Source organism: Streptomyces sp. AV19 (assembly GCF_015999245.1).
Lineage (GTDB): Bacteria > Actinomycetota > Actinomycetes > Streptomycetales > Streptomycetaceae > Streptomyces.
Genome location: NZ_JAEAMR010000007.1, coordinates 1,213,328 through 1,234,136, shown reverse-complemented (window position 1 = coordinate 1,234,136; position 20,809 = coordinate 1,213,328). Strand labels below are relative to the sequence as shown.

The 20,809-nt window shown below is 71.3% G+C and carries 21 protein-coding genes; 10 read left to right on the top strand and 11 right to left on the bottom strand.

The features are described 5' to 3' along the window. From I5Q34_RS15270 to I5Q34_RS15250, 5 genes are all read right to left on the bottom strand, one after another. Window positions 1–1,932 (bottom strand): SpoIIE family protein phosphatase (locus I5Q34_RS15270; protein WP_199892970.1); only part of this gene is annotated, 1,932 nt, incomplete at its 3' end. Between the two features lie 170 nt (window positions 1,933–2,102). Then, window positions 2,103–2,537 (bottom strand): ATP-binding protein, encoded by a 435-nt coding sequence (locus I5Q34_RS15265; RefSeq protein ID WP_199892722.1) that lies wholly within the window; start codon window positions 2,535–2,537, stop codon window positions 2,103–2,105. Window positions 2,538–2,640: 103 nt separating this feature from the next. Beyond that, window positions 2,641–2,826, bottom strand: coding sequence for an SPOR domain-containing protein (locus I5Q34_RS15260; RefSeq protein WP_199892721.1), 186 nt, complete (start codon window positions 2,824–2,826; stop codon window positions 2,641–2,643). A gap of 146 nt (window positions 2,827–2,972) precedes the next feature. After that, on the bottom strand, window positions 2,973–4,616 hold the full coding sequence (locus I5Q34_RS15255; protein WP_199892720.1) for an APC family permease: 1,644 nt from the start codon (window positions 4,614–4,616) through the stop codon (window positions 2,973–2,975). Window positions 4,617–4,896: 280 nt separating this feature from the next. Beyond that, window positions 4,897–5,649 carry a GntR family transcriptional regulator gene (locus I5Q34_RS15250; protein ID WP_199892719.1) on the bottom strand — a complete coding sequence of 251 codons (753 nt, stop codon included), beginning with the start codon at window positions 5,647–5,649 and terminating at the stop codon, window positions 4,897–4,899. A gap of 216 nt (window positions 5,650–5,865) precedes the next feature. On the opposite strand from I5Q34_RS15250, the gene I5Q34_RS15245 reads away from it, so the two are divergent. From I5Q34_RS15245 to I5Q34_RS15235, 3 genes are all read left to right on the top strand, one after another. Then, complete coding sequence (locus I5Q34_RS15245; RefSeq protein ID WP_277965547.1) at window positions 5,866–7,251, top strand: M1 family metallopeptidase; 1,386 nt, start codon at window positions 5,866–5,868, stop codon at window positions 7,249–7,251. A 103-nt stretch (window positions 7,252–7,354) separates the two neighbouring features. Continuing rightward, window positions 7,355–7,624 (top strand): type II toxin-antitoxin system Phd/YefM family antitoxin, encoded by a 270-nt coding sequence (locus I5Q34_RS15240; protein ID WP_199892717.1) that lies wholly within the window; start codon window positions 7,355–7,357, stop codon window positions 7,622–7,624. Then, window positions 7,617–7,880 (top strand): type II toxin-antitoxin system RelE/ParE family toxin, encoded by a 264-nt coding sequence (locus tag I5Q34_RS15235; protein WP_199892716.1) that lies wholly within the window; start codon window positions 7,617–7,619, stop codon window positions 7,878–7,880. Before I5Q34_RS15240 ends, I5Q34_RS15235 begins: the two co-directional genes overlap by 8 nt. Before the next feature lie 134 nt (window positions 7,881–8,014). Here the strand turns inward: I5Q34_RS15235 and ychF are convergent, their stop codons facing one another. Next, entirely contained in the window at window positions 8,015–9,103 is a 1,089-nt protein-coding gene (gene ychF, locus I5Q34_RS15230; RefSeq protein WP_199892715.1) for a redox-regulated ATPase YchF, read from the bottom strand. Between the two features lie 151 nt (window positions 9,104–9,254). On the opposite strand from ychF, the gene I5Q34_RS15225 reads away from it, so the two are divergent. Beyond that, window positions 9,255–9,869: a DUF6542 domain-containing protein gene (locus I5Q34_RS15225; RefSeq protein WP_199892714.1), complete on the top strand. Its 615-nt coding sequence runs from the start codon at window positions 9,255–9,257 to the stop codon at window positions 9,867–9,869. Here I5Q34_RS15225 and ppgK read toward each other — a convergent pair. Beyond that, window positions 9,766–10,530, bottom strand: coding sequence for a polyphosphate--glucose phosphotransferase (gene ppgK, locus I5Q34_RS15220; RefSeq protein ID WP_199892713.1), 765 nt, complete (start codon window positions 10,528–10,530; stop codon window positions 9,766–9,768). The two genes, I5Q34_RS15225 and ppgK, sit on opposite strands and share 104 nt — an antisense overlap. Before the next feature lie 30 nt (window positions 10,531–10,560). Beyond that, window positions 10,561–11,550 carry a 4-hydroxy-3-methylbut-2-enyl diphosphate reductase gene (locus I5Q34_RS15215; RefSeq protein WP_199892712.1) on the bottom strand — a complete coding sequence of 330 codons (990 nt, stop codon included), beginning with the start codon at window positions 11,548–11,550 and terminating at the stop codon, window positions 10,561–10,563. Window positions 11,551–11,659: 109 nt separating this feature from the next. Between I5Q34_RS15215 and I5Q34_RS15210 the strand changes: the two genes are divergently transcribed. From I5Q34_RS15210 to I5Q34_RS15195, 4 genes are all read left to right on the top strand, one after another. Beyond that, window positions 11,660–13,027, top strand: coding sequence for an APC family permease (locus tag I5Q34_RS15210; protein WP_199892711.1), 1,368 nt, complete (start codon window positions 11,660–11,662; stop codon window positions 13,025–13,027). Between the two features lie 336 nt (window positions 13,028–13,363). Then, window positions 13,364–14,584, top strand: a complete 1,221-nt coding sequence (xseA, locus tag I5Q34_RS15205) for an exodeoxyribonuclease VII large subunit (RefSeq protein WP_199892710.1) — start codon at window positions 13,364–13,366, stop codon at window positions 14,582–14,584. Between the two features lie 21 nt (window positions 14,585–14,605). Further along, the gene (locus I5Q34_RS15200; protein ID WP_199892709.1) at window positions 14,606–14,851 is read left to right on the top strand and encodes an exodeoxyribonuclease VII small subunit; all 246 of its coding nucleotides are present in this window, start codon (window positions 14,606–14,608) and stop codon (window positions 14,849–14,851) included. A 135-nt stretch (window positions 14,852–14,986) separates the two neighbouring features. Continuing rightward, window positions 14,987–15,580 carry a malonic semialdehyde reductase gene (locus I5Q34_RS15195; protein WP_199892708.1) on the top strand — a complete coding sequence of 198 codons (594 nt, stop codon included), beginning with the start codon at window positions 14,987–14,989 and terminating at the stop codon, window positions 15,578–15,580. A gap of 38 nt (window positions 15,581–15,618) precedes the next feature. Here I5Q34_RS15195 and I5Q34_RS15190 read toward each other — a convergent pair whose 3' ends face one another. Further along, window positions 15,619–16,164, bottom strand: coding sequence for a DUF4245 domain-containing protein (locus tag I5Q34_RS15190; RefSeq protein WP_199892707.1), 546 nt, complete (start codon window positions 16,162–16,164; stop codon window positions 15,619–15,621). 205 nt (window positions 16,165–16,369) lie between these two features. Between I5Q34_RS15190 and glpX the strand changes: the two genes are divergently transcribed. Then, window positions 16,370–17,401: a class II fructose-bisphosphatase gene (gene glpX, locus I5Q34_RS15185; RefSeq protein ID WP_199892706.1), complete on the top strand. Its 1,032-nt coding sequence runs from the start codon at window positions 16,370–16,372 to the stop codon at window positions 17,399–17,401. Window positions 17,402–17,542: 141 nt separating this feature from the next. Here glpX and I5Q34_RS15180 read toward each other — a convergent pair whose 3' ends face one another. Continuing rightward, window positions 17,543–17,848 (bottom strand): WhiB family transcriptional regulator, encoded by a 306-nt coding sequence (locus I5Q34_RS15180; RefSeq protein WP_199892969.1) that lies wholly within the window; start codon window positions 17,846–17,848, stop codon window positions 17,543–17,545. 238 nt (window positions 17,849–18,086) lie between these two features. Beyond that, window positions 18,087–18,743 (bottom strand): DUF1707 domain-containing protein, encoded by a 657-nt coding sequence (locus tag I5Q34_RS15175; protein ID WP_199892705.1) that lies wholly within the window; start codon window positions 18,741–18,743, stop codon window positions 18,087–18,089. 188 nt (window positions 18,744–18,931) lie between these two features. Here I5Q34_RS15175 and I5Q34_RS15170 point away from each other — a divergent pair, with 188 nt between their 5' ends. Continuing rightward, entirely contained in the window at window positions 18,932–20,626 is a 1,695-nt protein-coding gene (locus I5Q34_RS15170) for a fumarate hydratase (RefSeq protein WP_199892704.1), read from the top strand. Window positions 20,627–20,809: the final 183 nt, after the last annotated feature.

Genomic DNA, 20,809 nt, shown 5'->3' with positions numbered 1-20,809 from the left:
GGCGCGGGACTCGACCCGGCCGTCCGTGTAGCGCGCGAGCAGCGCCCCGCCCGGCAGCTCGATCACCGTCTCCTCGAAGAGCGCGCCGCCCCCGCCGCGCGGCATGCCCGGCTGCACCTCCAGCAGCGGGGCGGGCCGCCCCTCCTCGACGAGGACGGGCGGCAGGTGACCGGCGTTGGCGACGGTGCAGCGCCGGGTGACGGGGTCGTACACGGCGTAGACGCACGTCGCGAGGTACACCTCGGACAGGTCGGCCGGGCGCACGCTGCCCCGCACGCCGCGCGAGGCGGACTGCTTGCCGCCGGGCCGGCCGAGCCCGTGGGCGATCTCGTCCAGCGCGGAGAGCACCTCGGCGGGCTCCATGTCGAGCATGGCCAGGGTCCGTACGGCGGTGCGCAGTTCGCCCATGGCCACGGCGGCCCGCAGCCCGCGGCCCATCACGTCGCCGACGACCAGGGCCGTGCGGTGGCCGGGGAGCTCGATGACGTCGAACCAGTCGCCGCCCACCTCCGTCGCGGCGTTGCCCGGCAGGTAGCGGCAGGCGATCTCCAGCCCGGCGGCCTCGGGGTCGACCGGGGGCAGCAGGCTGCGCTGGAGGATCAGGGCCCGCTCGTGCTCGCGCCGGTACAGGCGCGCGTTGTCGATGCAGACCGCCGCCCGCGAGGCCAGCTCGACGGCCACCGCCGTGTCGCGCTCGCCGAACGGCTCGCTGCCCCGGGTGCGGGTGAACTGCACCAGCCCGACGACCGTGTCGCGGGCGACCATCGGCACGGCCAGGGTGGACTGCCCGGACGCCCCGGGCACGGTCTGCGGCTGGGCCGTGCGCAGGGCGCCGGCGCACGGGGAGTGGAAGGCGTACCGGTGCACCTCGCCGACCTGGACGGCCTTGTCGCTGGAGACGTCGGAGGCGTAGGAGGCATCCGACACGTCGGGGGCGACCGGCGCCCCGGAGACCGCGCTGGCGAAGGCGACCCGGCGCAGCTCGGCGCTGCCGTCGGCGAGACCGGGCGGCGCCTCGTCACCGGCGAGGAGTCCCTGGTAGAGGTCGACGGAGGCGAGGTCGCAGAACTGCGGCACGGCGACGTCGAGCAGTTCGCGGGCGGTGGTCTCCAGGTCGAGGGAGGTGCCGATGCGGGCGCTCGCCTCGTTGAGCAGCGCCAGGTTGCGCCGTACGCCCGCGGCCTCGCGCTCGGCGCGGCGCCGGCCGGTGACGTCGGTGGCGATGGCGGCCACGCCGATGGGCCGTCCGCTGCCGCCGTGCAGCCGGTAGAGCGAGACGGACCAGCGGCGCCGCTCCGTCCGGCCGGGCACGGGCCCGACGAGCTGGAGGTCGGCCACCGGCCGTCCGCTGTCCAGGACCTGACGCAGGGCGATGGTCAGCCGGTCGGCCTCGGAGCGCGGCAGGAAGTCGTGCGGGGTGCGGCCGCGGTGCCAGGCGACGGGACGGCCGAGGGCCTGGGCGAAGCTCTCGTTGACGCGCAGCAGCCGCAGGTCCGTGCCGAAGAAGAAGAATCCGAGGGGAGATTGGCCGAAAACGGCTTCGGAGGCCGCGATGTCGGTCTCTATTCCCTGGAGCGCCCGGACGTCGACGGCTACGCAGAGCGCGGAGCGTTCCCCGCGTTCGTTGCGGCTGGGCATCACGTAGATCTCGGCCAGCCCCTGCTGCCGTTCGCCGCGCTGGTAGGGGACGAGTCCCGTCCAGGCGCGGTCGTCAAGGTGCCGGCCGGGCAGCGCGTCCCCCGAAAAGAGGACCCCTTGCTGAGGGGCGGCGAACACGTCCTGGGGATCCCTGCCCAGCGCCTGTCCCGGAGTTATCCCGAAGAGTTCGGCGGCACGTTCGCTCCACTGCTCGATCCGGCCGTCGGGGCCCAGCGAGAAGGACGCCACGCGAATGTAGTCGTAGAGGGAGCCGGGCGGGCTGTTCTGCCACATCGAGGTGGTGTCCGTACCCTCTGGGCTGCCCGCCGCAGCGCCCGCTGGCTTTTCGCTCACGTGCCCGTCCCCTCCGGCTCATGTGCTCGCACCGGCATCAGAAGGCCGAGTATCCAGCACCGGAGCCCCTCGGAACACGGACTTCACGATCACAGCACGGTCTCAACCCGCTATGTGTCCTCCCCGGGATCGCGGCGTGGCAAGCTCAGTTCGAACCAGACCGTCTTGCCGTTGTTACCGTGCCGCGTACCCCAGCGGCGGGAGGCCATGGCGACGAGCTGAAGTCCGCGGCCGCCCTCGTCGTCGATGGCGGCGGCCCGCTCGCGGGGCGGGTCGGGGAGAGGGTCGGAGACCTCGACCTGGAGCACGTGTCCGGCGCGGGGGTACATCCGCACCCCGATGGGACCGGTGGCGTGCCGCAGGGAGTTGGTGACGAGTTCGCTGACGAGCAGGACCGTCACGTCGGTGACGGCGCCGAGCCCCCATTCGCGCAGCGTGTCGCGGACGAGGGTGCGGGCCGTGCGTACCGCTCCGGCCTCGGCGGAGAAGCTCCATTCGGCGAATCCCGGCGTCGATGCCAGTGCGCTGTCGCCCACGCCGACCACTTCCCAGACCGCTGCACGACCCCGCCGGGTTGCCCGGCTTGGGGCTAATAATCAGCACATACCCGGTATGGGGGTCGGCGTACCAGGCCACGAAGGGCGGGGATCAGGGCGCCACCCGCACCCGCTCGACGATGTAGAGCTGTTCGTGGCCGGACCGGCCGGACGCGTCGAGCCGGTCCGCCACCCGTTCCGCTTCGGTTCTGGTGGCGTACCGGCCCACGCGGTAGCGATTGCCGTTGTCGTCCTGGCGGATCACGAGCCAGGGCAGGAGCGGTTCGTTGTCACCCATCGCCCCTGCCCTTCCGCCGTGGCACCTCTCGTGAAGAAACCGCAGTCCGCATATGCCCGAGCGTACGCCCGACCTTTACGCAGCGGATATGGATTCTCACGAACAGGTACGCATTCGGCCACCCGCGCGCGGTTTCGCTCCGCGTATTACTTCGTCTTGACCGGCTCGTCCTCGGGAGCCTCGGCCTCGGCGGCCTCCATGGCCGCGATCTCCTTCTCGGTGGCGACCAGCGTCGGGTTGCGCCAGGCGCTGCGGACGCCCCAGACGTAGAAGGCCAGACCGATCAGGGCGACGACCAGCAGGTCCCAGCCCTCGGCCAGGTAGCCCTGGCCGCCGAACTCGGTGCCGCCGGCCCACGAGACGAACGCCATCACCAGCAGGTACACCACCACCCAGGCGCCGGCCTTCAGGTGCGGCTTGAGCTCGGCCCACGGCTTGCGCAGCTCGTACCAGGCCCAGATCGGCAGGCCGACCGCCATGATCAGGATGACCTTGCCGGTGAGCGGCCACTTGCCCCAGTACAGGACGAGCGAACCGAAGACCATCGCGATCGGGGCGATGACCGGCATGGCGCGCAGCTTGACCGGACGCTTGAGGCCCGGGGCGATGCGGCGCAGCGACATCACGGCGACGGGGCCGGTGATGTACGAGATGACGGTCGCGACCGAGACGATCTCGGCGAGCGAGCCCCAGCCGCGGAAGACGGCGAGGAAGAGGAAGGCGACGACCAGGTTGAGCAGCAGGGCCGGGCGCGGAACGCCGGTCTTGGGGTCGACCTTGCCGAAGATGCCCGGCAGGTGGCCGTTCTCCTGGACGCCGTGGATCATGCGCGAGGTGGTCGCGGCGTAGATCATGCCGGTGCCGGAGGGCGACACGAAGGCGTCCGCGTAGAGGACGATCGCCAGCCAGTTCAGACCCCAGGCGATGGCCAGGTCGGCCAGCGGGGACTTGTAGGTGAGGGCGCTCCAGCCGTCGGAGAGGTCGCCGGAGGGGACGGCCATCAGGAAGGCGACCTGCAGCGCGATGTAGATCACCAGCGCGATCAGGATCGAGCCGATGACGGCCTTGGGCAGCGACTTGCCCGGGTTGCGGGCCTCACCGGCCATGTTCAGCGGGGACTGGAAGCCGTTGTAGGCCCAGACGATGCCGGACGTGGCCACCGCCGTGAACACCGCGCTCCAGCCGTTGGGCGCGAAGCCGCCGGCCACCTCGATGTTGTGGGTGTCGAAGTGCGACCACATCAGGGCGCCCGCGGTCAGGACCGGGACGACGACCTTGAAGACGGTGATCGCGTTGTTGGTCTTGGCGAACAGGGTGATCGCGAACCAGTTGAGGAAGAAGTAGAAGACCAGCAGCACGCTGGCGAGGGCCACACCGGTGCCGGTGAGCTCCTTGCCGTCGAAGAGGTCCTTGGCCCACTGCCACTTCCAGGAGCTCATGTACTGGACGGAAGCGGTCGCCTCACCCGGGATGACGGAGACGATCGCGATCCAGTTGGCCCAGGCGGCGAGGTAGCCGGCCAGCGAGCCGTGCGAGTACTGGCCGTAGCGGACCATGCCGCCGGCCTTGGGGAACATGGCCCCCAGCTCGCTGTAGGTCAGCGCGATGGTCAGGGCGACGACGGCGCCGATGACCCACGCGAGGATCGCCGCCGGACCGGCGATGCCCGCGGCCCGCTGGGCACCGAAGAGCCAGCCGGAGCCAATGATCGACCCGAGGCCGACCGCCGTCAGGGCCACCGGACCGAGAGTCCGGCGGTAATTGGAGTGAGACCCCTGTTCGGTACTCAAAGCCCCGGTCCTCCTTTGCTTTCTACTCCTTCATGGCAGACACAAACCGCGCCATCGTACGGGCGATTTGGCCGAGTTGATTCCGCCAAAAGCCCCTGACCAGGGGCTATGTGAGTTTTGCAACACAGGAGTTTGAGGCCCCATAGGGGAGGAAAGCCGGACAAGCCGCACACTTCCTACCCCCGGGTAGGGATGTGCGGTAAGGGGCGCTTTCGGACTTCGCTCCTGACTCGGGAGTCAGTTCACGCCGTCGTCACGTCCGTTCATCCGGACGCCATGGCTACTTCACCGGCAGGTGATAGGCGACCCGGTGCCGCTCGGCGAGCATCACCACGTCCGCCGTCTCGACCGGACAGCCGCCCGCGAAGTACGTCCGGGTCACCATCAGCACCCAGTGGCCCGGCACGCCGCCGAGGGCGAGCGTCTCCTGGGCCAGCCCGGGACGGGCGCTGATCTCCTCGGTGACGTTGTCCACGACCAGGTCGATCGCGGCCATCCGCTCCACGACGCCGCGCCCGGCGAGCGGGCCCTCCTCGGGGAGCATCACCGGCGTCCGGCCGGTGAGGGCGAGCGGCTCCCAGGAAGTGGAGAGCATCGAGGGCTCGCCGGAACAGCGGAAGAGGTAGTCGGTGCGCATCACCTTGTCGCCCGTGGAGATCCTCAGCCGCTCCGCGACGGCGGCCGTCGCCGCGCCCTGCTCGCTGCGCGAATCCCAGGTGCCCTTGACCCTGGGGTCGGCCTGCTCCTGGCGGAACGGGGTGGACTCGCCCACCGAGCGATAGCCGGTGCGCACCACGGGGCGGCGCTCCGGGCGCTCGCGCACATAGGTGCCGGAGCCGGAACGGCCCTCCACCAGCCCCTCGGCCATCAGCACCTTGCGGGCCTCCAGGGCAACGGTGTCGGAGACGCCGTACTGCTCGCGGATGCGCGCCTGGGAGGGGAGCCGGGTGTGCGGCGGCAGCTCGCCGGCGACGATCTTCTGGCGGAGATCCCCGGCGACGCGAAGGTATGCGGGCTGGTCACCGAAAGCCACGTCCACTCCCAAGGTTGACGGTCCGCAACAGCTTGGCAACCCAGCGTCGCGATGCGCAACTCAAGGCCAAGGAATCACCAGATGTGGTGAATTGCAGCTCAGAGGGGAGTGGGCGACGCCCGGGCGGACATCCACGCGCACGTGCAATCCGCACTCTCCGTAGGCACATCTGCGACGATGCCCCGGGGGGGTCCCGGCGATCACCGAGGAGCCGCCGTGCGCCGCGTCCCCCTTGCCCCCTTGACCCTCCTGCTCGCCCTGTGCGCGGGCTGCGCGCCCGCCGGCACGACGGTCCGCGCCACCGACCCGGCGGTGGCGGGCGCCAAGGGCGTCGGTGACCCGCTCTTCCCCACCATGGGCAACGGCGGCTACGACGTGCGGCATTACGGCATCACCCTGTCCTGGGAACCGAAGTCCAACGCCCTCACCGGCACGGCCGAGATCGACGCCCGCACCGACCGGGCGCTGTCCTCGTTCAGCCTCGACTTCCACGGGATGGACGTGACGGGGGCGACCGTCGACGGCACGCCTGCCGCGGTCTCCCGGCGCGGGGACGAGCTGCGGCTGACCCCCGGGCGCCCGCTCGCCGCGGACGCCCCCTTCACCGCCGTCGTCTCCTACCGGGGCACCCCGCTGACCATCACGGACTCCGACGGCGCCAAGGAGGGCTGGCTCCTCTCCCCCGACGGCGCGGTCGCCCTCGGCGAGCCCAACGGCTCCATGGCCTGGTTCCCCGGCAACCACCACCCCTCCGACAAGGCGGCGTACGACCTGTCGGTCAGCGTCCCCGAGGGCCTGACCGCTGTTTCCAATGGCGAACTGGGCAAACAGGAAACCTCAGGCGGGCGCACGGTCTTCGCCTGGCGCACCGCCGAGCCGATGGCCAGCTACCTGGCCACCGTCGCCATCGGCCGCTTCCGCCTCGACCGGGGCGGGGCCGGCAAGGTCCCCCAGACCGTCGCCGTCCACACCGCCCAGGCGGCCCACGCCGCGAAGGTCCCCGCCCGGGTCGCCGCCGTCACCGACTGGGGCGCCCGGCTCTTCGGCCCGTTCCCCTTCTCCTCCACCGGCGCCGTCGTCGGCTCCGGCCCCCTCACCAAGTACGCCCTGGAGACCCAGACGCGCCCCTTCTTCAACCACGCCCCCGACGAGCTCCTCCTCGTCCACGAGATCACCCACCAGTGGTTCGGCGACTCCGTCACCCCGCGCACCTGGCAGGACATGTGGCTCAACGAGGGCTTCGCGACCTACGGGGAGTGGCTCTGGGAGGAGCAGCACGGCGGTCCGAGCACGGCCCGGTCCTTCGACGAGTACTACGCCCTCGACCGCCACGACGAAATCTGGTCGTTCCCGCCCGCGAACCCCCCGTCCGCCGCCCACATCTCCGACGACCCCGTCTACTACCGCGGCGCGATGGCCCTCCAACGCCTCCGCGAAACGATCGGCGACACCGCCTTCTTCACCGTCCTCCGCACCTGGGCCACGGAACACCGCCACGGCAACGTCCGCACCACCGACTTCACGGCCCTCTGCGAGAAGGTCTCGGGCAAGGACCTGAGGGCGCTGTTCGACACGTGGCTGTACAGACCGGGAAAGCCGTAGGGAACGCATACAGCACAGATCCAGCACGGTGGCGGCTCATCCAGCACGCCCCCGCAACCGGTAGCCATTGTGTACACACGCGACACTCGGTACCCTTGGGCGCATGACGCGGCCACTGCCCATAGAGTCCATCCGCGACGTGCGCGCACACCTCGCCGAGGTCGTGGAGCGCGCCGATCGCGACGACGTACCCACTGTCATCACGCGCCGCGGCAAGGAAGTCGCCGCCGTGGTCTCCATCGAGGTGCTGCGCAAGTACCAGGAGTGGGAAGAGCGCGAGATCAACCGGATCATCGATGAGCGCATGGCCAACCCGGCACCCGGCATCCCGATCGAGGACATCATGAGGGAGACGCTGGCGCGCAGTGAGTGAGTACCGAACCGTCTTCCGGCCCGAGGCGCAGGCTGAACTCCGGAAGATCCCTCGCGACACGGCATTGCGCATCCTGGCCAAGCTGACCGAGCTCGAAAGCGATCCCCTCGGCTTCAGCACCACCGCACTTGTGTCCCAGCCTGAGCGTCGTCGCCTGCGAGTCGGCGACTACCGCGTCGTCTACACGGTCGACAACGGCGAGCTGGTGGTGTGGGTTGTGCACGTCGGGCATCGCTCCAACGTCTACGACACCTGAGCTCTACTGACGTCAGGTCAGAGAATCCAGCGCCGATCCAGCACGGGATTGGCGAAGGGGTCGCCTCCCGGAGGAGCCGACCCCTTCTGACCTGTATGTTTGCCACGTCAGCGACGTGGTGTTATTTCATCCGCTCACACATTGAAGCGGAATTCGACGACGTCCCCGTCCACCATCACGTAGTCCTTGCCCTCCATGCGGGCCTTGCCCGCGGAGCGGGCCTCGGCGACCGAGCCGGTGGTGACCAGGTCGTCGAAGGAGATGACCTCGGCCTTGATGAAGCCCTTCTGGAAGTCGGTGTGGATCACACCGGCCGCCTCGGGGGCGGTGGCGCCCTTCTTGATGGTCCAGGCGCGGGACTCCTTGGGGCCGGCCGTCAGGTAGGTCTGGAGGCCGAGGGTGGCGAAGCCGACGCGGGCGAGGGTGGCCAGGCCGGGCTCCTCGGCGCCGACGGACTGGAGGAGCTCCATGGCGTCCGCCTCGTCCAGCTCGGCGAGGTCGGCCTCCAGCTTGGCGTTGAGGAAGATGGCCTCGGCCGGGGCGACCAGGGCGCGCTGCTCGTCCTTGAAGGACTCGTCGGTCAGCTCGTCCTCGTCGACGTTGAAGACGTAGAGGAAGGGCTTGGTGGTGAGCAGGTGCAGGTCGTGCAGGAGCTCGGCCTTCTCACTGCCCTGGACGATGCCGGCGGAGAAGAGCGTCTCGCCCTTCTCCAGGATCTCCTTGGCGGCCTCGACGGCGGCGACCTTGGGAGCGACGTCCTTCTTGATGCGCGACTCCTTCTGGAGGCGCGGCAGGACCTTCTCGATGGTCTGGAGGTCCGCGAGGATCAGCTCGGTGTTGATGGTCTCGATGTCGTCCTTGGGCGAGACCTTGCCGTCCACATGGACGACGTTCTCGTCCTTGAAGGCGCGGATGACCTGGCAGATCGCGTCCGACTCGCGGATGTTCGCCAGGAACTTGTTGCCCAGGCCCTCGCCCTCGGAGGCGCCGCGGACGATGCCGGCGATGTCGACGAAGTCGACGGTGGCCGGGAGGATGCGCTGCGAGCCGAAGATCTCGGCGAGCTTGGTCAGCCGGGCGTCCGGCACGCCGACGACGCCGACGTTGGGCTCGATGGTGGCGAACGGGTAGTTGGCCGCCAGCACGTCGTTCTTGGTCAGAGCGTTGAACAGGGTCGACTTGCCGACGTTGGGCAGACCGACGATTCCGATCGTGAGCGACACGTGACGACTTCCTGTAGTGAGAGCGGGGCAGTCAACCAGTTTACGGGGCTGCCGAGGGAGCATGCCGACACCGCTCGAACGAACGGCCGAGGCAGTGCAAAGGGCGTGTCCAACGCCGGATTCCCGCCGCTCCTCGACCTAGTTTGGTCGGGTGGAGCAACCCGGCGCACGCATCTCCCAGCACAAGGTCCGCCGCGCGGCCCCGGTGCCCCGCCCGGCCGCCCCCGTGGGGCAGGGCGGCAGGCCACCGGCCGGCCGGGCCCGCGCCGGGCACACCCCCCACCCCGTGGCGCGGGCGCTGCGGCGGACCCAGGACCTGCGGCTGACGGGACTGGGCAACGGCCTGCTCACCACCCTGGCGATGCTGGGCATCGGCGAGCTGGACGTCCTGCTGGCGCACGGCTCGCCGCCGCTCTACGGGGTGTTCTTCGTGCTGTGCTGCGCGGCCTGCGCCCTGTGCGTGCGCCCCGCCGAGCTGGTGGCCGCGCCGGTGGCCGTGCCCATCGCCTTCGCCGTGGGCGCCCTCCCGGTCGTCGGCGGGGCCGGCGGGCTCACCGGCCGGGCGATGGGCCTGGTCAGCTTTCTGTCCCTGCAGGCCGCCTGGCTGTACGCGGGGACGCTGCTGGCCACCCTGATCACGTTCGTCCGCCGGGTGGCGCTCGTCAGACGCCGCCGGCTGGCCCGTTCGCAGCAGCGGAGGCGGCCATCGCGGCCCCCACGATCCCCGCGTTGTTCTCCAGCTGAGCAGGCACGATCTCGGCGTTAACGCCCTCGATCAGCGGCAGGAACCGGTCCGCCTTGCGGCTGACGCCGCCGCCGATGACGAAGAGCTCCGGCGAGAAGAGATCCTCCACGTGCCGCAGGTACTTCTGCACCCGGCGCGCCCAGCGCGCCCAGCTCAGGTCCCCGTCCTCCTTGGCCCGTGAGGACGCCCGTGCCTCCGCGTCGTGCCCGTTCAGCTCCAAGTGCCCCAGCTCGGTGTTGGGAACGAGCCGGCCGCCGGTGAAAACGGCGCTGCCGATGCCCGTGCCGAAGGTGAGCACGATGACCGTGCCCGTGCGGCCCCGGCCGGCGCCGAAGGTCATCTCGGCGATCCCGGCCGCGTCCGCGTCGTTGAGCAGGGTCACCGGGGCGCCGATCCGCCCGCCGAGCAGCCCGGCGGCGTCCAGTCCGATCCAGCCCTGGTCGACGTTCGCGGCCGTCCTGGTGGTGCCGTTCACGACGACCGCCGGGAAGGTGATCCCGACCGGGCGGCCCGTCCAGCCGAAGTGGTCCACGACCTCCTTGACCCGGTCCGCGACCGCGTCCGGGGCCGCTGGCTGCGGGGTGAGCACCTTGTGGCGCTCCTCCGCGAGGTCGCCGCGCGTCAGGTCGACCGGGGCGCCTTTGATCCCGGATCCTCCGATGTCCACACCGAATGCGTCCATGCCGACCACGCTACGGGCGGAACGCCGGGCTCACCCCTCGGCGGCGTCGACCGCGGCGGCGGCCTCGGCGCGCAGGTCGCGGCGGAGCTCCTTGGGGAGGGAGAAGGTGATGGACTCCTCGGCGGCCTTGACGGTCTCGACGTCGTCGTAGCCGCGGGCGGCGAGCCACTCCAGGACGCCCTCGACGAGGATCTCGGGGACGGAGGCGCCGGAGGTGACGCCGACGGTGTTCACACCCTCGAGCCAGGCCTCGTCGATCTCCTCGGCGTAGTCCACGAGGTGGGCGTCCTTGGCGCCGGCGCCGAGGGCGACCTCGACGAGGCGCACGGAGTTGGAGGAGTTCTTCGAGCCGACGACGATGACCAGGTCGGCCTCGGCGCCCATCTGCTTGACCGCGGTCTGCCGGTTCTGCGTCGCGTAGCAGATGTCGTCGGAGGGCGGGGAGAGCAGGTTGGGGAACTTCCGCTGCAGCGCGCCGACGGTCTCCATGGTCTCGTCGACAGACAGGGTGGTCTGGGACAGCCAGACGACCTTGTCCGGGTCGCGGACCTCGACGCCCGCGACGTCCTCGGGGCCGTCCACGAGCTGGATGTGGTCGGGGGCCTCGCCGGAGGTGCCGATGACCTCCTCGTGGCCCTCGTGGCCGATCAGGAGGATGTCGTAGTCCTCCTTGGCGAAGCGCACGGCCTCCTTGTGGACCTTGGTCACCAGCGGGCAGGTCGCGTCGATGGTGGCCAGCCTGCCGCGCTCGGCCTCCTCGTGGACCGTGGGGGCCACGCCGTGCGCGGAGAAGATCACGATGTTGCCCTCGGGCACCTCCGCCGTCTCCTCGACGAAGATCGCGCCCTTCTTCTCCAGCGTCTTGACCACGTATTTGTTGTGGACGATCTCGTGGCGCACGTAGACCGGCGCGCCGTACTGCTCCAGGGCCTTCTCGACGGCGATCACGGCACGGTCCACGCCCGCGCAGTAGCCACGGGGGGCGGCGAGCAGGACCTTTCGAGCGCTGGTTGCAGTCATGCGGTCCATCGTACGGGCCGACGCCCACGGCGCGTCCCGGCTCCCCGTCCGGAGCCGGGGGCCGAATACTGGCCGGACACCGCAGCAGACCCACCTGGGAGGGGCCCGCATGTCCGCACCGCCCGCCGGCTCCGCGCCGTCCGTCGGCGGCGACGGCACCCTCCGCCGCTCCCTGTCCTTCCGGGACCTGGTCGTCTACGGGCTGCTGTTCATCGCCCCGATGGCCCCGGTCGGGGTGTTCGGCACGCTCGTCGCCAAGGCGCACGGCGCGGTGGCACTGGTGTACGTGGTGGCCACGGTGGCCATGGGGTTCACCGCGTACGCGTACGCGCAGATGGTGCGGGTCGCCCCGCAGGCGGGCTCGGTCTACACCTATGCGCGGGTGGGGCTCGGCGAGGGCGCGGGGTTCGTCGCCGGGTGGATGGCGATGCTGGACTACCTGCTGATCCCCGCGGTGGCGTACCTCTTCTCGGGCATCGCCATGCACGCGCTCGTGCCCTCCGTCCACCAGTGGGTATGGACCGCGGCCGCCGTCGTGGTGACCACCGCCCTCAACCTGTCAGGTGTCCGGGTGGCGGCGCTGGCCGGCTTCGTGGTGCTGGCGGTGGAGGTCGCGGTGCTGCTGGTCTTCGTGGCCGCCGCGGCGTACGCGCTGGTGGCGGACGGGCCGCGGCGCGGCTGGCTGGAGCCGCTGACCGGGCAGGGGGACTTCTCGACGGGCGCGGTGCTCACGGCGGTGTCCGTGGCGGTGCTGTCCTACCTGGGTTTCGACGCGATCGCCGCGTTCGCGGAGGAGGCGGCGGGAGGGCCGGGGCGGGTGGCGCGCGCGGTGCTGACGTGTCTGGTGGTGGCGGGGGTGCTGTTCGTCCTCCAGACGTATCTGGCGGCGCTGCTGGCGCCGATGTCCGCGGCGGAGCTGGCCGCGAAGCCGGCCGCGCAGGGGGCGGCGTTCTACGACACGGTGGACGCGGCCGGGGGGCGGTGGCTGCACGACCTGGTGGCGGCGAGCAAGGCGGGCGGCGCGGCCTTCGCGGCGCTGGCCGGGCAGGCGGCCGCGGGGCGCCTGCTCTTCGCGATGGCCCGCGACCGCCGGCTGCCCGGCCTGCTGGCGAAGGTGGACCGCGGCTCGGGCGTTCCCCGCCCGGCCCTGCTGTGCGCGGCGGTGGTCACGCTGGCCGCGGCGGTCTGGGCGGCCCGGCGGGACGACGGGCTGGACCGGCTGGTGTCGGTGGTGGACGTGGGGGCGCTGGTGGCGTTCGGGCTGCTGCATGCGTCGGTGTTCGGGTGGTTCGTGGTGCGGCGGGGTTCTTGGGCGGGGGTTGATCTCGTGCGGCATGTCGTGGTGCCGCTCCTCGGGCTGGCCGTGGTGGTGGCCGTGATCGCGAAGGCGGCGGGGGCGGCGCAGGTGGTGGGAGTGGTGTGGCTGGGGGTGGGGTTGGGAGTGGTCGGGGTGCAACGGGGGCGCGGGGCGCGGTAGTTGCCCCGGGCCCCGCCCTTTCACCGTTTCTCCCGGGGCTGCGCCCCCCCGGCCCCGCAACGCGGCTCCGCCGCGTTGACCGGGGGCTCCGCCCCCTGGACCCCGGAACCGCGCTCCGCGCGGTGGCCCCCGAAGCGCCCTTCGGGCGCTGTCCTCAAGCGCCGGACGGGCTGAAGTGCGCGCCCGGGCACGAATCCAGCCCGTCCGGGAGTTGCCCCCTCCGGGGAGCTTGAGGACGAACGCGGCGCAGCCGCGTTGCCCCCGCGCGGAGCGCGGCGGGAAACGGTGAAAGGGCGGGGCCGGGGCAGAACCCCACCCCCCACTACCCTCAACCGCATGGCTCTCTCCACCTCCCCCGAGGCCCCCCTCCCCGTCGGTCAGGTGTCCCGGCTCATCGGCGGCTGGATCGACCGGCTCGGTGCCGTCTGGGTCGAGGGTCAGATCACCCAGCTCTCCCGGCGCCCGGGGGCCGGGGTCGTCTTCCTGACCCTGCGCGACCCCTCGCACGACATCTCCCTCTCCGTCACCTGCTACCGCGCCGTCTTCGACCAGGTCGCCGACATCATCTCGGAGGGCGCCCGGGTCGTCGTCCACGCCAAGCCCGAGTGGTACGCGCCGCGCGGCTCGCTCTCGCTGCGCGCCGTGGAGATCCGGCCGGTGGGGGTCGGCGAGCTGCTGGCGCGGCTGGAGCGGCTGAAGAAGCAGCTCGCCGGGGAGGGCCTGTTCGCCCCCGAGCGCAAGCGTCCGCTGCCGTTCCTGCCGCAGCTGATCGGCCTCGTCTGCGGCCGCGCCTCGGCCGCCGAGCGCGACGTGCTGGAGAACGCCCGGCACCGCTGGCCCGCCGTCCGCTTCGAGGTGCGCAACGTCCCCGTCCAGGGCGTGCACGCGGTGCCGCGCGTGGTGGAGGCGGTCCAGGAGCTGGACGCGCACGCCGGGGTGGACGTGATCGTCGTCGCCCGGGGCGGCGGCAGCGTGGAGGACCTGCTGCCGTTCTCCGACGAAGAGCTCGTCCGGGCCGTGGCGGCCTGCCGCACGCCCGTGGTGTCGGCGATCGGCCACGAACCCGACTCCCCGCTGCTGGACCTGGTCGCCGACCTCCGCGCGTCCACCCCGACCGACGCGGCCAAGCGCGTCGTGCCGGACGTCGGGGAGGAGCTCACCCGCGTCGGCCAGCTCCGCGACCGCGCGCTGCGGGCCGTGACCGCACTGCTGGACCGCGAGGAGCGGGGGCTGGCGTCCGTACGGGCCCGGCCCTGCTTCGAGCGGCCGCAGCGGATGGTCGAGGAGCGGGAGGAGCAGGTCGAGGCGCTGCTGGCGCGCGGCAGGCGGACGTTCGGGCACCTGCTGGACCGGGCCGACTCGGAGCTGACGCACACCCACGCCCGCGTGGTGGGCCTGTCCCCGGCGGCGACGCTGCGCCGCGGCTACGCGGTGCTCCAGCACGCGGACGGCTCGGTGGTCCGCTCCCCCGCCGAGGTCGGCGCGGACGAGGAGCTGCGGGCGCGGGTCGCGGAGGGCGGGTTCACGGTGCGGGCCGTGACCGGCGGCCCGGAATAGACCAGGCCCTACGCTGGCGGCATGGCGAACAACACCGACGAGGCGCAGGCACAGGTACAGGAGCAGGCACAGGCCCTCGGCTACGAGCAGGCGCGGGACGAGCTGATCGAGGTCGTCCGCCGGCTGGAGACGGGCGGCCGGACGCTGGAGGAGTCGCTGGCCCTGTGGGAGCGCGGCGAGGAGCTGGCGAAGGTGTGCCGGCACTGGCTGAAGGGGGCGCGGGCGCGGCTGGACGCGGCGCTGGCCGAGACCGGGCAGGAGGACTGATCCACGGCTTCGGGGACGTGCGGGGAAGGATTTGATTGAAGTTTCAGTTGAAGCTTCACATACCTTGCGGTACGGTGGACATTGGCCGGCCAAGAACCACCGCACCACCGAGCAATACGAAGAAGGTCACCCCCCATGTCCTCTCTCGCCCTCGACGCCGCCGCGCAGGACCTCCTCTTCCGCGAGGCCCACACGGCCAACACGTTCGCCGACGAGCAGGTGTCCGACGAGCAGATGCAGGCCGTCTACGACCTGATCAAGCTCGCCCCCACCGCGTTCAACCAGTCGCCGCTGCGCATCGTCCTCGTCCGCACCGACGAGGCCCGCGAGCGCCTCGTCTCGCACATGGCCGAGGGGAACCGGGCCAAGACGCGCACCGCCCCGCTGGTCGCGGTCCTCGCCGCGGACAACGAGTTCCACGAGGAGCTCCCGCAGCTGTTCCCGGCCTTCCCGCAGGCCAAGGACGCGTTCTTCAGCGAGCGTCCGGTCCGCGAGCGGTCCGCTTCGCTCAACGCCTCGCTCCAGGCGGGCTACTTCATCCTGGGCGTCCGGGCCCTCGGCCTGGCCGCCGGCCCGATGACCGGCTTCGACGCCGCGGGCATCCAGAAGGAGTTCCTGGACGGCGACCACACCCCGCTGATGGTCGTCAACATCGGCAAGCCGGGCGCGGAGGCCTACTACCCCCGCTCCCCGCGCCTGGCCTACGACGAGGTCGTCTCGGTCGTCTGACCGTCGCACCCGCCCAGGGCTGATCCGGCACCGCCGGGTCAGCCCTTCGGCTTGCCCGTCTTCAGGGCCGCGGCCATCTCCGCCAGCCGCCGGTCGGACGCCGTCCCGGCGACCACCGTCGTCACCCCGCGCTCCTCACGCACCAGGGCGTTGTACTTCTCGCCCTCGTAGCGCTGCCAGACCGCGCCGCCGGCCTTCTCGGTACGGCCGGTCCGCTTCGCGTGCTGGGTGGAGGAGTCGACGAAGTCCCCCTTGCGGTCGCTCTGTTCGACCTGGACGTACTCGGTGTCCGGGTCGACGAAGCCCAAGTGCCAGTACTTGCCCTCGCGTTCGGTCACCTTGTACCAGACCGAGGTCGCCCGCCAGTCCTTGCCGAGCCCCTCGGGCGCGACCACCGGATAGGGCGCCGCCCGCCGGGCGGATTCCGCCTCGACGCGGTACTCCACCGCCTTCACATGGTCGCCGCCACTGCCGTGCGGGAGGAAGAGCCAACCCGACCCCGCCACCGGAACCACCGCCGCCAACGACAGCAGCAGATTCCGCACCGTCTGATTCTTACCGTTCCTGCCAGCCACGCCCCCCATCGTCCCCCATGCCGATGTGGATCTCGACGCCGGAGGGGGGTCGGGAACCGGACATCGCCGCGGACGGGCCCCTTGACGGTGCTCATGCGTGGGGCGCCCTGCTCATTCTCGAAATCAGCGGATAAAGTCATCAGCACCCTCACCCCCCTGGCCCACCGGGACGGGGGGACCCCACGGCCGACGCCGTACAGAAAGGTGCGCCCCGATGACCGATCATCATCTGCCGTCCCAGCTCGAGGTCAGTCCGGAGGCCCCGGACCGCAACCTCGCCCTGGAGCTGGTCCGGGTGACCGAGGCGGGCGCCATGGCCTCGGGCCGCTGGGTGGGCCGCGGCGACAAGAACGGCGCGGACGGCGCCGCCGTCCGCGCCATGCGCGCGCTGATCCACACCGTCTCGATGAACGGCGTCGTCGTCATCGGCGAGGGCGAGAAGGACAACGCGCCGATGCTCTACAACGGCGAGCGCGTCGGCGACGGGACGGGCGCGGAGTGCGACGTGGCCGTGGACCCGGTGGACGGCACGACGCTCACGGCCAAGGGCATGGCCAACGCCATCTCCGTGATGGCGGTCGCCGACCGCGGCTCGATGTTCGACCCGTCCGCGGTCTTCTACATGGACAAGCTCGTCACCGGCCCCGAGGCCGCCGACTTCGTCGACATCACCGCGCCGGTCGCCGTGAACATCCGCCGCATCGCCAAGGCGAAGCGTTCCGCCGTCGAGGACGTCACCGTCGTCGTCCTGGACCGCCCCCGCCACAGCGGTCTCGTCAAGGAGATCCGCGAGGCGGGCGCCCGCATCAAGTTCATCTCCGACGGCGACGTGGCCGGCGCCATCATGGCCGCCCGCGAGGGCACCGGCACCGACCTCCTGCTGGGCGTCGGCGGCACGCCCGAGGGCATCATCGCCGCCTGCGCGATGAAGTGCCTGGGCGGCACCATCCAGGCCAAGCTGTGGCCCAAGGACGACGAGGAGCGGCAGCGGGCCCTGGACGCCGGGCACGACCTGGACCGCGTCCTGCACACCGACGACCTGGTCAGCGGGGAGAACGTGTTCTTCGTCGCCACCGGCATCACCGACGGCGAGCTGCTGCGCGGCGTGCGCTACCGGTCCGAGACGGCCACGACCCAGTCGCTGGTCATGCGGTCGAAGTCGGGGACGATCCGGCAGATCGACTCCGAGCACCGGCTGTCGAAGCTCCGCGCCTACAGCACCATCGACTTCGAGCGGCCCAGCTGAGGCAACGGCCTCGGGGCCACCGGCCAGGGCGTGCGCCCCGGTCCCTTCCTTTCACCGTTTCCAGCGGGACTCGGCCCCGCGCCCCCGGCCAAATCGCCGGGTAGCGCCCCCGTGAAGCGAAGAAAGGCAGGGACCGAGGAGTCAGCCCGCCGCGGCCACGCGGGTGGAGCGCTGGATCTCCGCCTCGCGGCGCCGCCGGCGGGCGAGGACCACGCGGCGCTCGGCCGCGGTGAGCCCGCCCCACACCCCGTACGGCTCCGGCTGGAGCAGGGCGTGCTCGCGGCACTCGACCATCACCGGGCAGCGGGCGCAGACGCGCTTGGCCGCCTCCTCCCTGGAGAGGCGGGCGGCCGTGGGTTCCTTTGACGGTGCGAAGAACAGCCCTGCTTCATCCCGGCGGCAGACCGCCTCCGAGTGCCAGGGGCCTGCCTGATCCCGCGCGGACATCCGCGCGGACGGTACGGCGGCTTCCTGCAGGGGCTGATGCGGTAGCAGCACGGTCCACTCCTGACGACGGCTTTGCTCGGCCGGTTGAGTCACCCTTGCCCGTCTCACCCTGCACGGCCATTCGCACCCGCAGCCGTACGAGAGACGATGCACCAAGCTTTACCCGCTGTGCGCGCTCTTATTCACACCGTTGCCACGACTGGAACACCGTCCGTCACCACCGTCCGGCGGTTTTGGACTACTCCGCCGCGCGCAGGTCCTTGACCCGCTTGCCCCGCTTGGCCTTCGCCGCCACGCCGCCGAACAGCGCGCAGCCGGTGATCAGCACCGAGGGCGCCTCCGGGTCGGCCGCCTCGTGGGAGTCCACGTCGAAGCCGCCGAAGATGCCCGTGCCCGTGGAGCGCAGCGAGACGTTCTCGGGGACCTTGACCTCGACGCCGCCGAACAGCGCCCAGGTGCTGATGACGATCTGCCGCTCCTCGAAGAGCGCCTCGGTCAGGTCGATCTCCACGCCGCCGAAGAGGGCGAACGCGTTGAGCCGGCCGCCGACGCGCCAACGGCCCTTGCGGGTCGCGCCGCCGAAGACGGCGATGAGATTCTCCGCGGGCCGGACGGGAGCACCCGGCGGGCGCGGGGGCGCGTACGCGTCGGATGCCGCGCCCGGGCGCACCGCCGCCGGCAGGTCGTGCACCAGTGGCTCCAGTTCGGCGATCGTCCGGGCCCGGTACACGGCGTCCACCCGCTCGGCGTGCTCGTCCGCGGTGAGCCGGCCCTCGGCCAGCGCCTCGCGCAGGATGTCCGCGATCCGGTCGCGGTCCGCGTCGGAGGCACGGAGCGCGGGCTCGGCCGTCTTGGTCAGGGGTACCTGTCGCTTCTCCAGCGCTGACTCGTCCACGGGCCCAGGATAGGCGAAACGCGATAGATCGCGATAGAGATCGCCTGCGACAGGCTCCGACGGGCTTCGACGGGCTTCGACGGGCTTGGGCAAGCTCCAAGTGAGGCTTGCCTCACCAACCGATCACGCCCGGCGGCGCCTACTCTTGGCACGCATACCACCCGCAGAGTGAGTGAGGGATCGCCGCGATGTCTCGGCCCGAGTTTGCCCATACCGATCTCCTGCCCCTGGGCGAGGACAGGACGCCGTACCGCCTGGTCACCTCCGAGGGCGTGGCCACCTTCGAGGCGGACGGCCGCACCTTCCTCAAGGTCGAGCCGGAGGCGCTGCGCAAGCTCGCCGAGGAGGCCATCCACGACATCCAGCACTACCTGCGCCCGGCCCACCTCGCGCAGCTGCGCCGGATCATCGACGACCCCGAGGCCTCGTCCAACGACAAGTTCGTCGCCCTCGACCTGCTCAAGAACGCCAACATCGCGGCCGCCGGCGTGCTTCCGATGTGCCAGGACACCGGCACGGCGATCGTCATGGGCAAGCGCGGCCAGAACGTCCTCACCGAGGGCGGTGACGAAGAGGCCCTCTCCCGCGGCATCTTCGACGCGTACACCGAACTCAACCTGCGCTACTCCCAGATGGCCCCGCTGACCATGTGGGAGGAGAAGAACACCGGCTCCAACCTGCCCGCGCAGATCGAGCTCTACGCGACCGACGGCGGCGCGTACAAGTTCCTCTTCATGGCCAAGGGCGGCGGCTCCGCCAACAAGTCCTTCCTCTACCAGGAGACGAAGGCCGTGCTCAACGAGGCGAGCATGATGAAGTTCCTGGAGGAGAAGATCCGTTCGCTGGGCACGGCCGCCTGCCCGCCGTACCACCTGGCGATCGTCGTCGGCGGCACGTCGGCCGAGTTCGCGCTGAAGACCGCCAAGTACGCCTCCGCGCACTACCTCGACGAGCTGCCGGAGGAGGGCTCTCCCCTGGGTCACGGCTTCCGTGACAAGGAGCTGGAGGAGAAGGTCTTCGAGCTCACCCAGAAGATCGGCATCGGCGCCCAGTTCGGCGGCAAGTACTTCTGCCACGACGTGCGCGTGGTCCGCCTGCCGCGGCACGGCGCGTCCTGCCCGGTGGCCATCGCGGTCTCCTGCTCCGCCGACCGCCAGGCCGTCGCGAAGATCACCGCCGAGGGCGTCTTCCTGGAGCAGCTGGAGACGGACCCGGCGCGGTTCCTGCCGGAGACGACGGACGAGCATCTGTCGGACGAGGCCCGCGGCGGAGCCGCTGATGAGCACTATGTCCGCATCGACCTCAACCGGCCCATGGACGAGATCCTCGCCGAGCTGACGAAGTACCCGGTCAAGACGCGCCTTTCGCTGACCGGCCCGCTGGTCGTCGCCCGCGACATCGCGCACGCGAAGATCAAGGAGCGGCTGGACGCGGGCGAGGGCATGCCGCAGTACCTGCGCGACCACCCGGTCTACTACGCCGGCCCCGCGAAGACGCCCGAGGGCTACGCGTCCGGGTCGTTCGGCCCGACGACGGCCGGGCGGATGGACTCCTACGTCGAGCAGTTCCAGGCGGCGGGCGGCTCCAAGGTGATGCTGGCGAAGGGCAACCGCAGCAAGCAGGTCACCGACGCGTGCGCCGCGCACGGCGGCTTCTACCTCGGCTCGATCGGCGGGCCGGCGGCGCGCCTGGCCCAGGACTGCATCAAGAAGGTGGAGGTCCTGGAGTACGAGGAGCTGGGCATGGAGGCGGTCTGGAAGATCGAGGTGGAGGATTTCCCGGCGTTCGTCGTCGTGGACGACAAGGGGAACGACTTCTTCACGGATCCGGCGCCGGCGCCGACGTTCACGAGCATTCCCGTGCGGGGGCCGGGGCTGGGGTGAGCCGGGGTTTCCCCACCCCGCCCTTTCACCGTTTCCGCAGGGGCTGCGCCCCTTCGCGACCCCGCGGCGGCGTGACCCCGCGGCGCCGCCGCGCGGGGAGTGGGGGCCGCGCCCCCTGCACCCCGCTCCGGGGCTCCGCCCCGGACCCCGCAACGCGGCTGCGCCGCGTTCGTCCTCAAACGC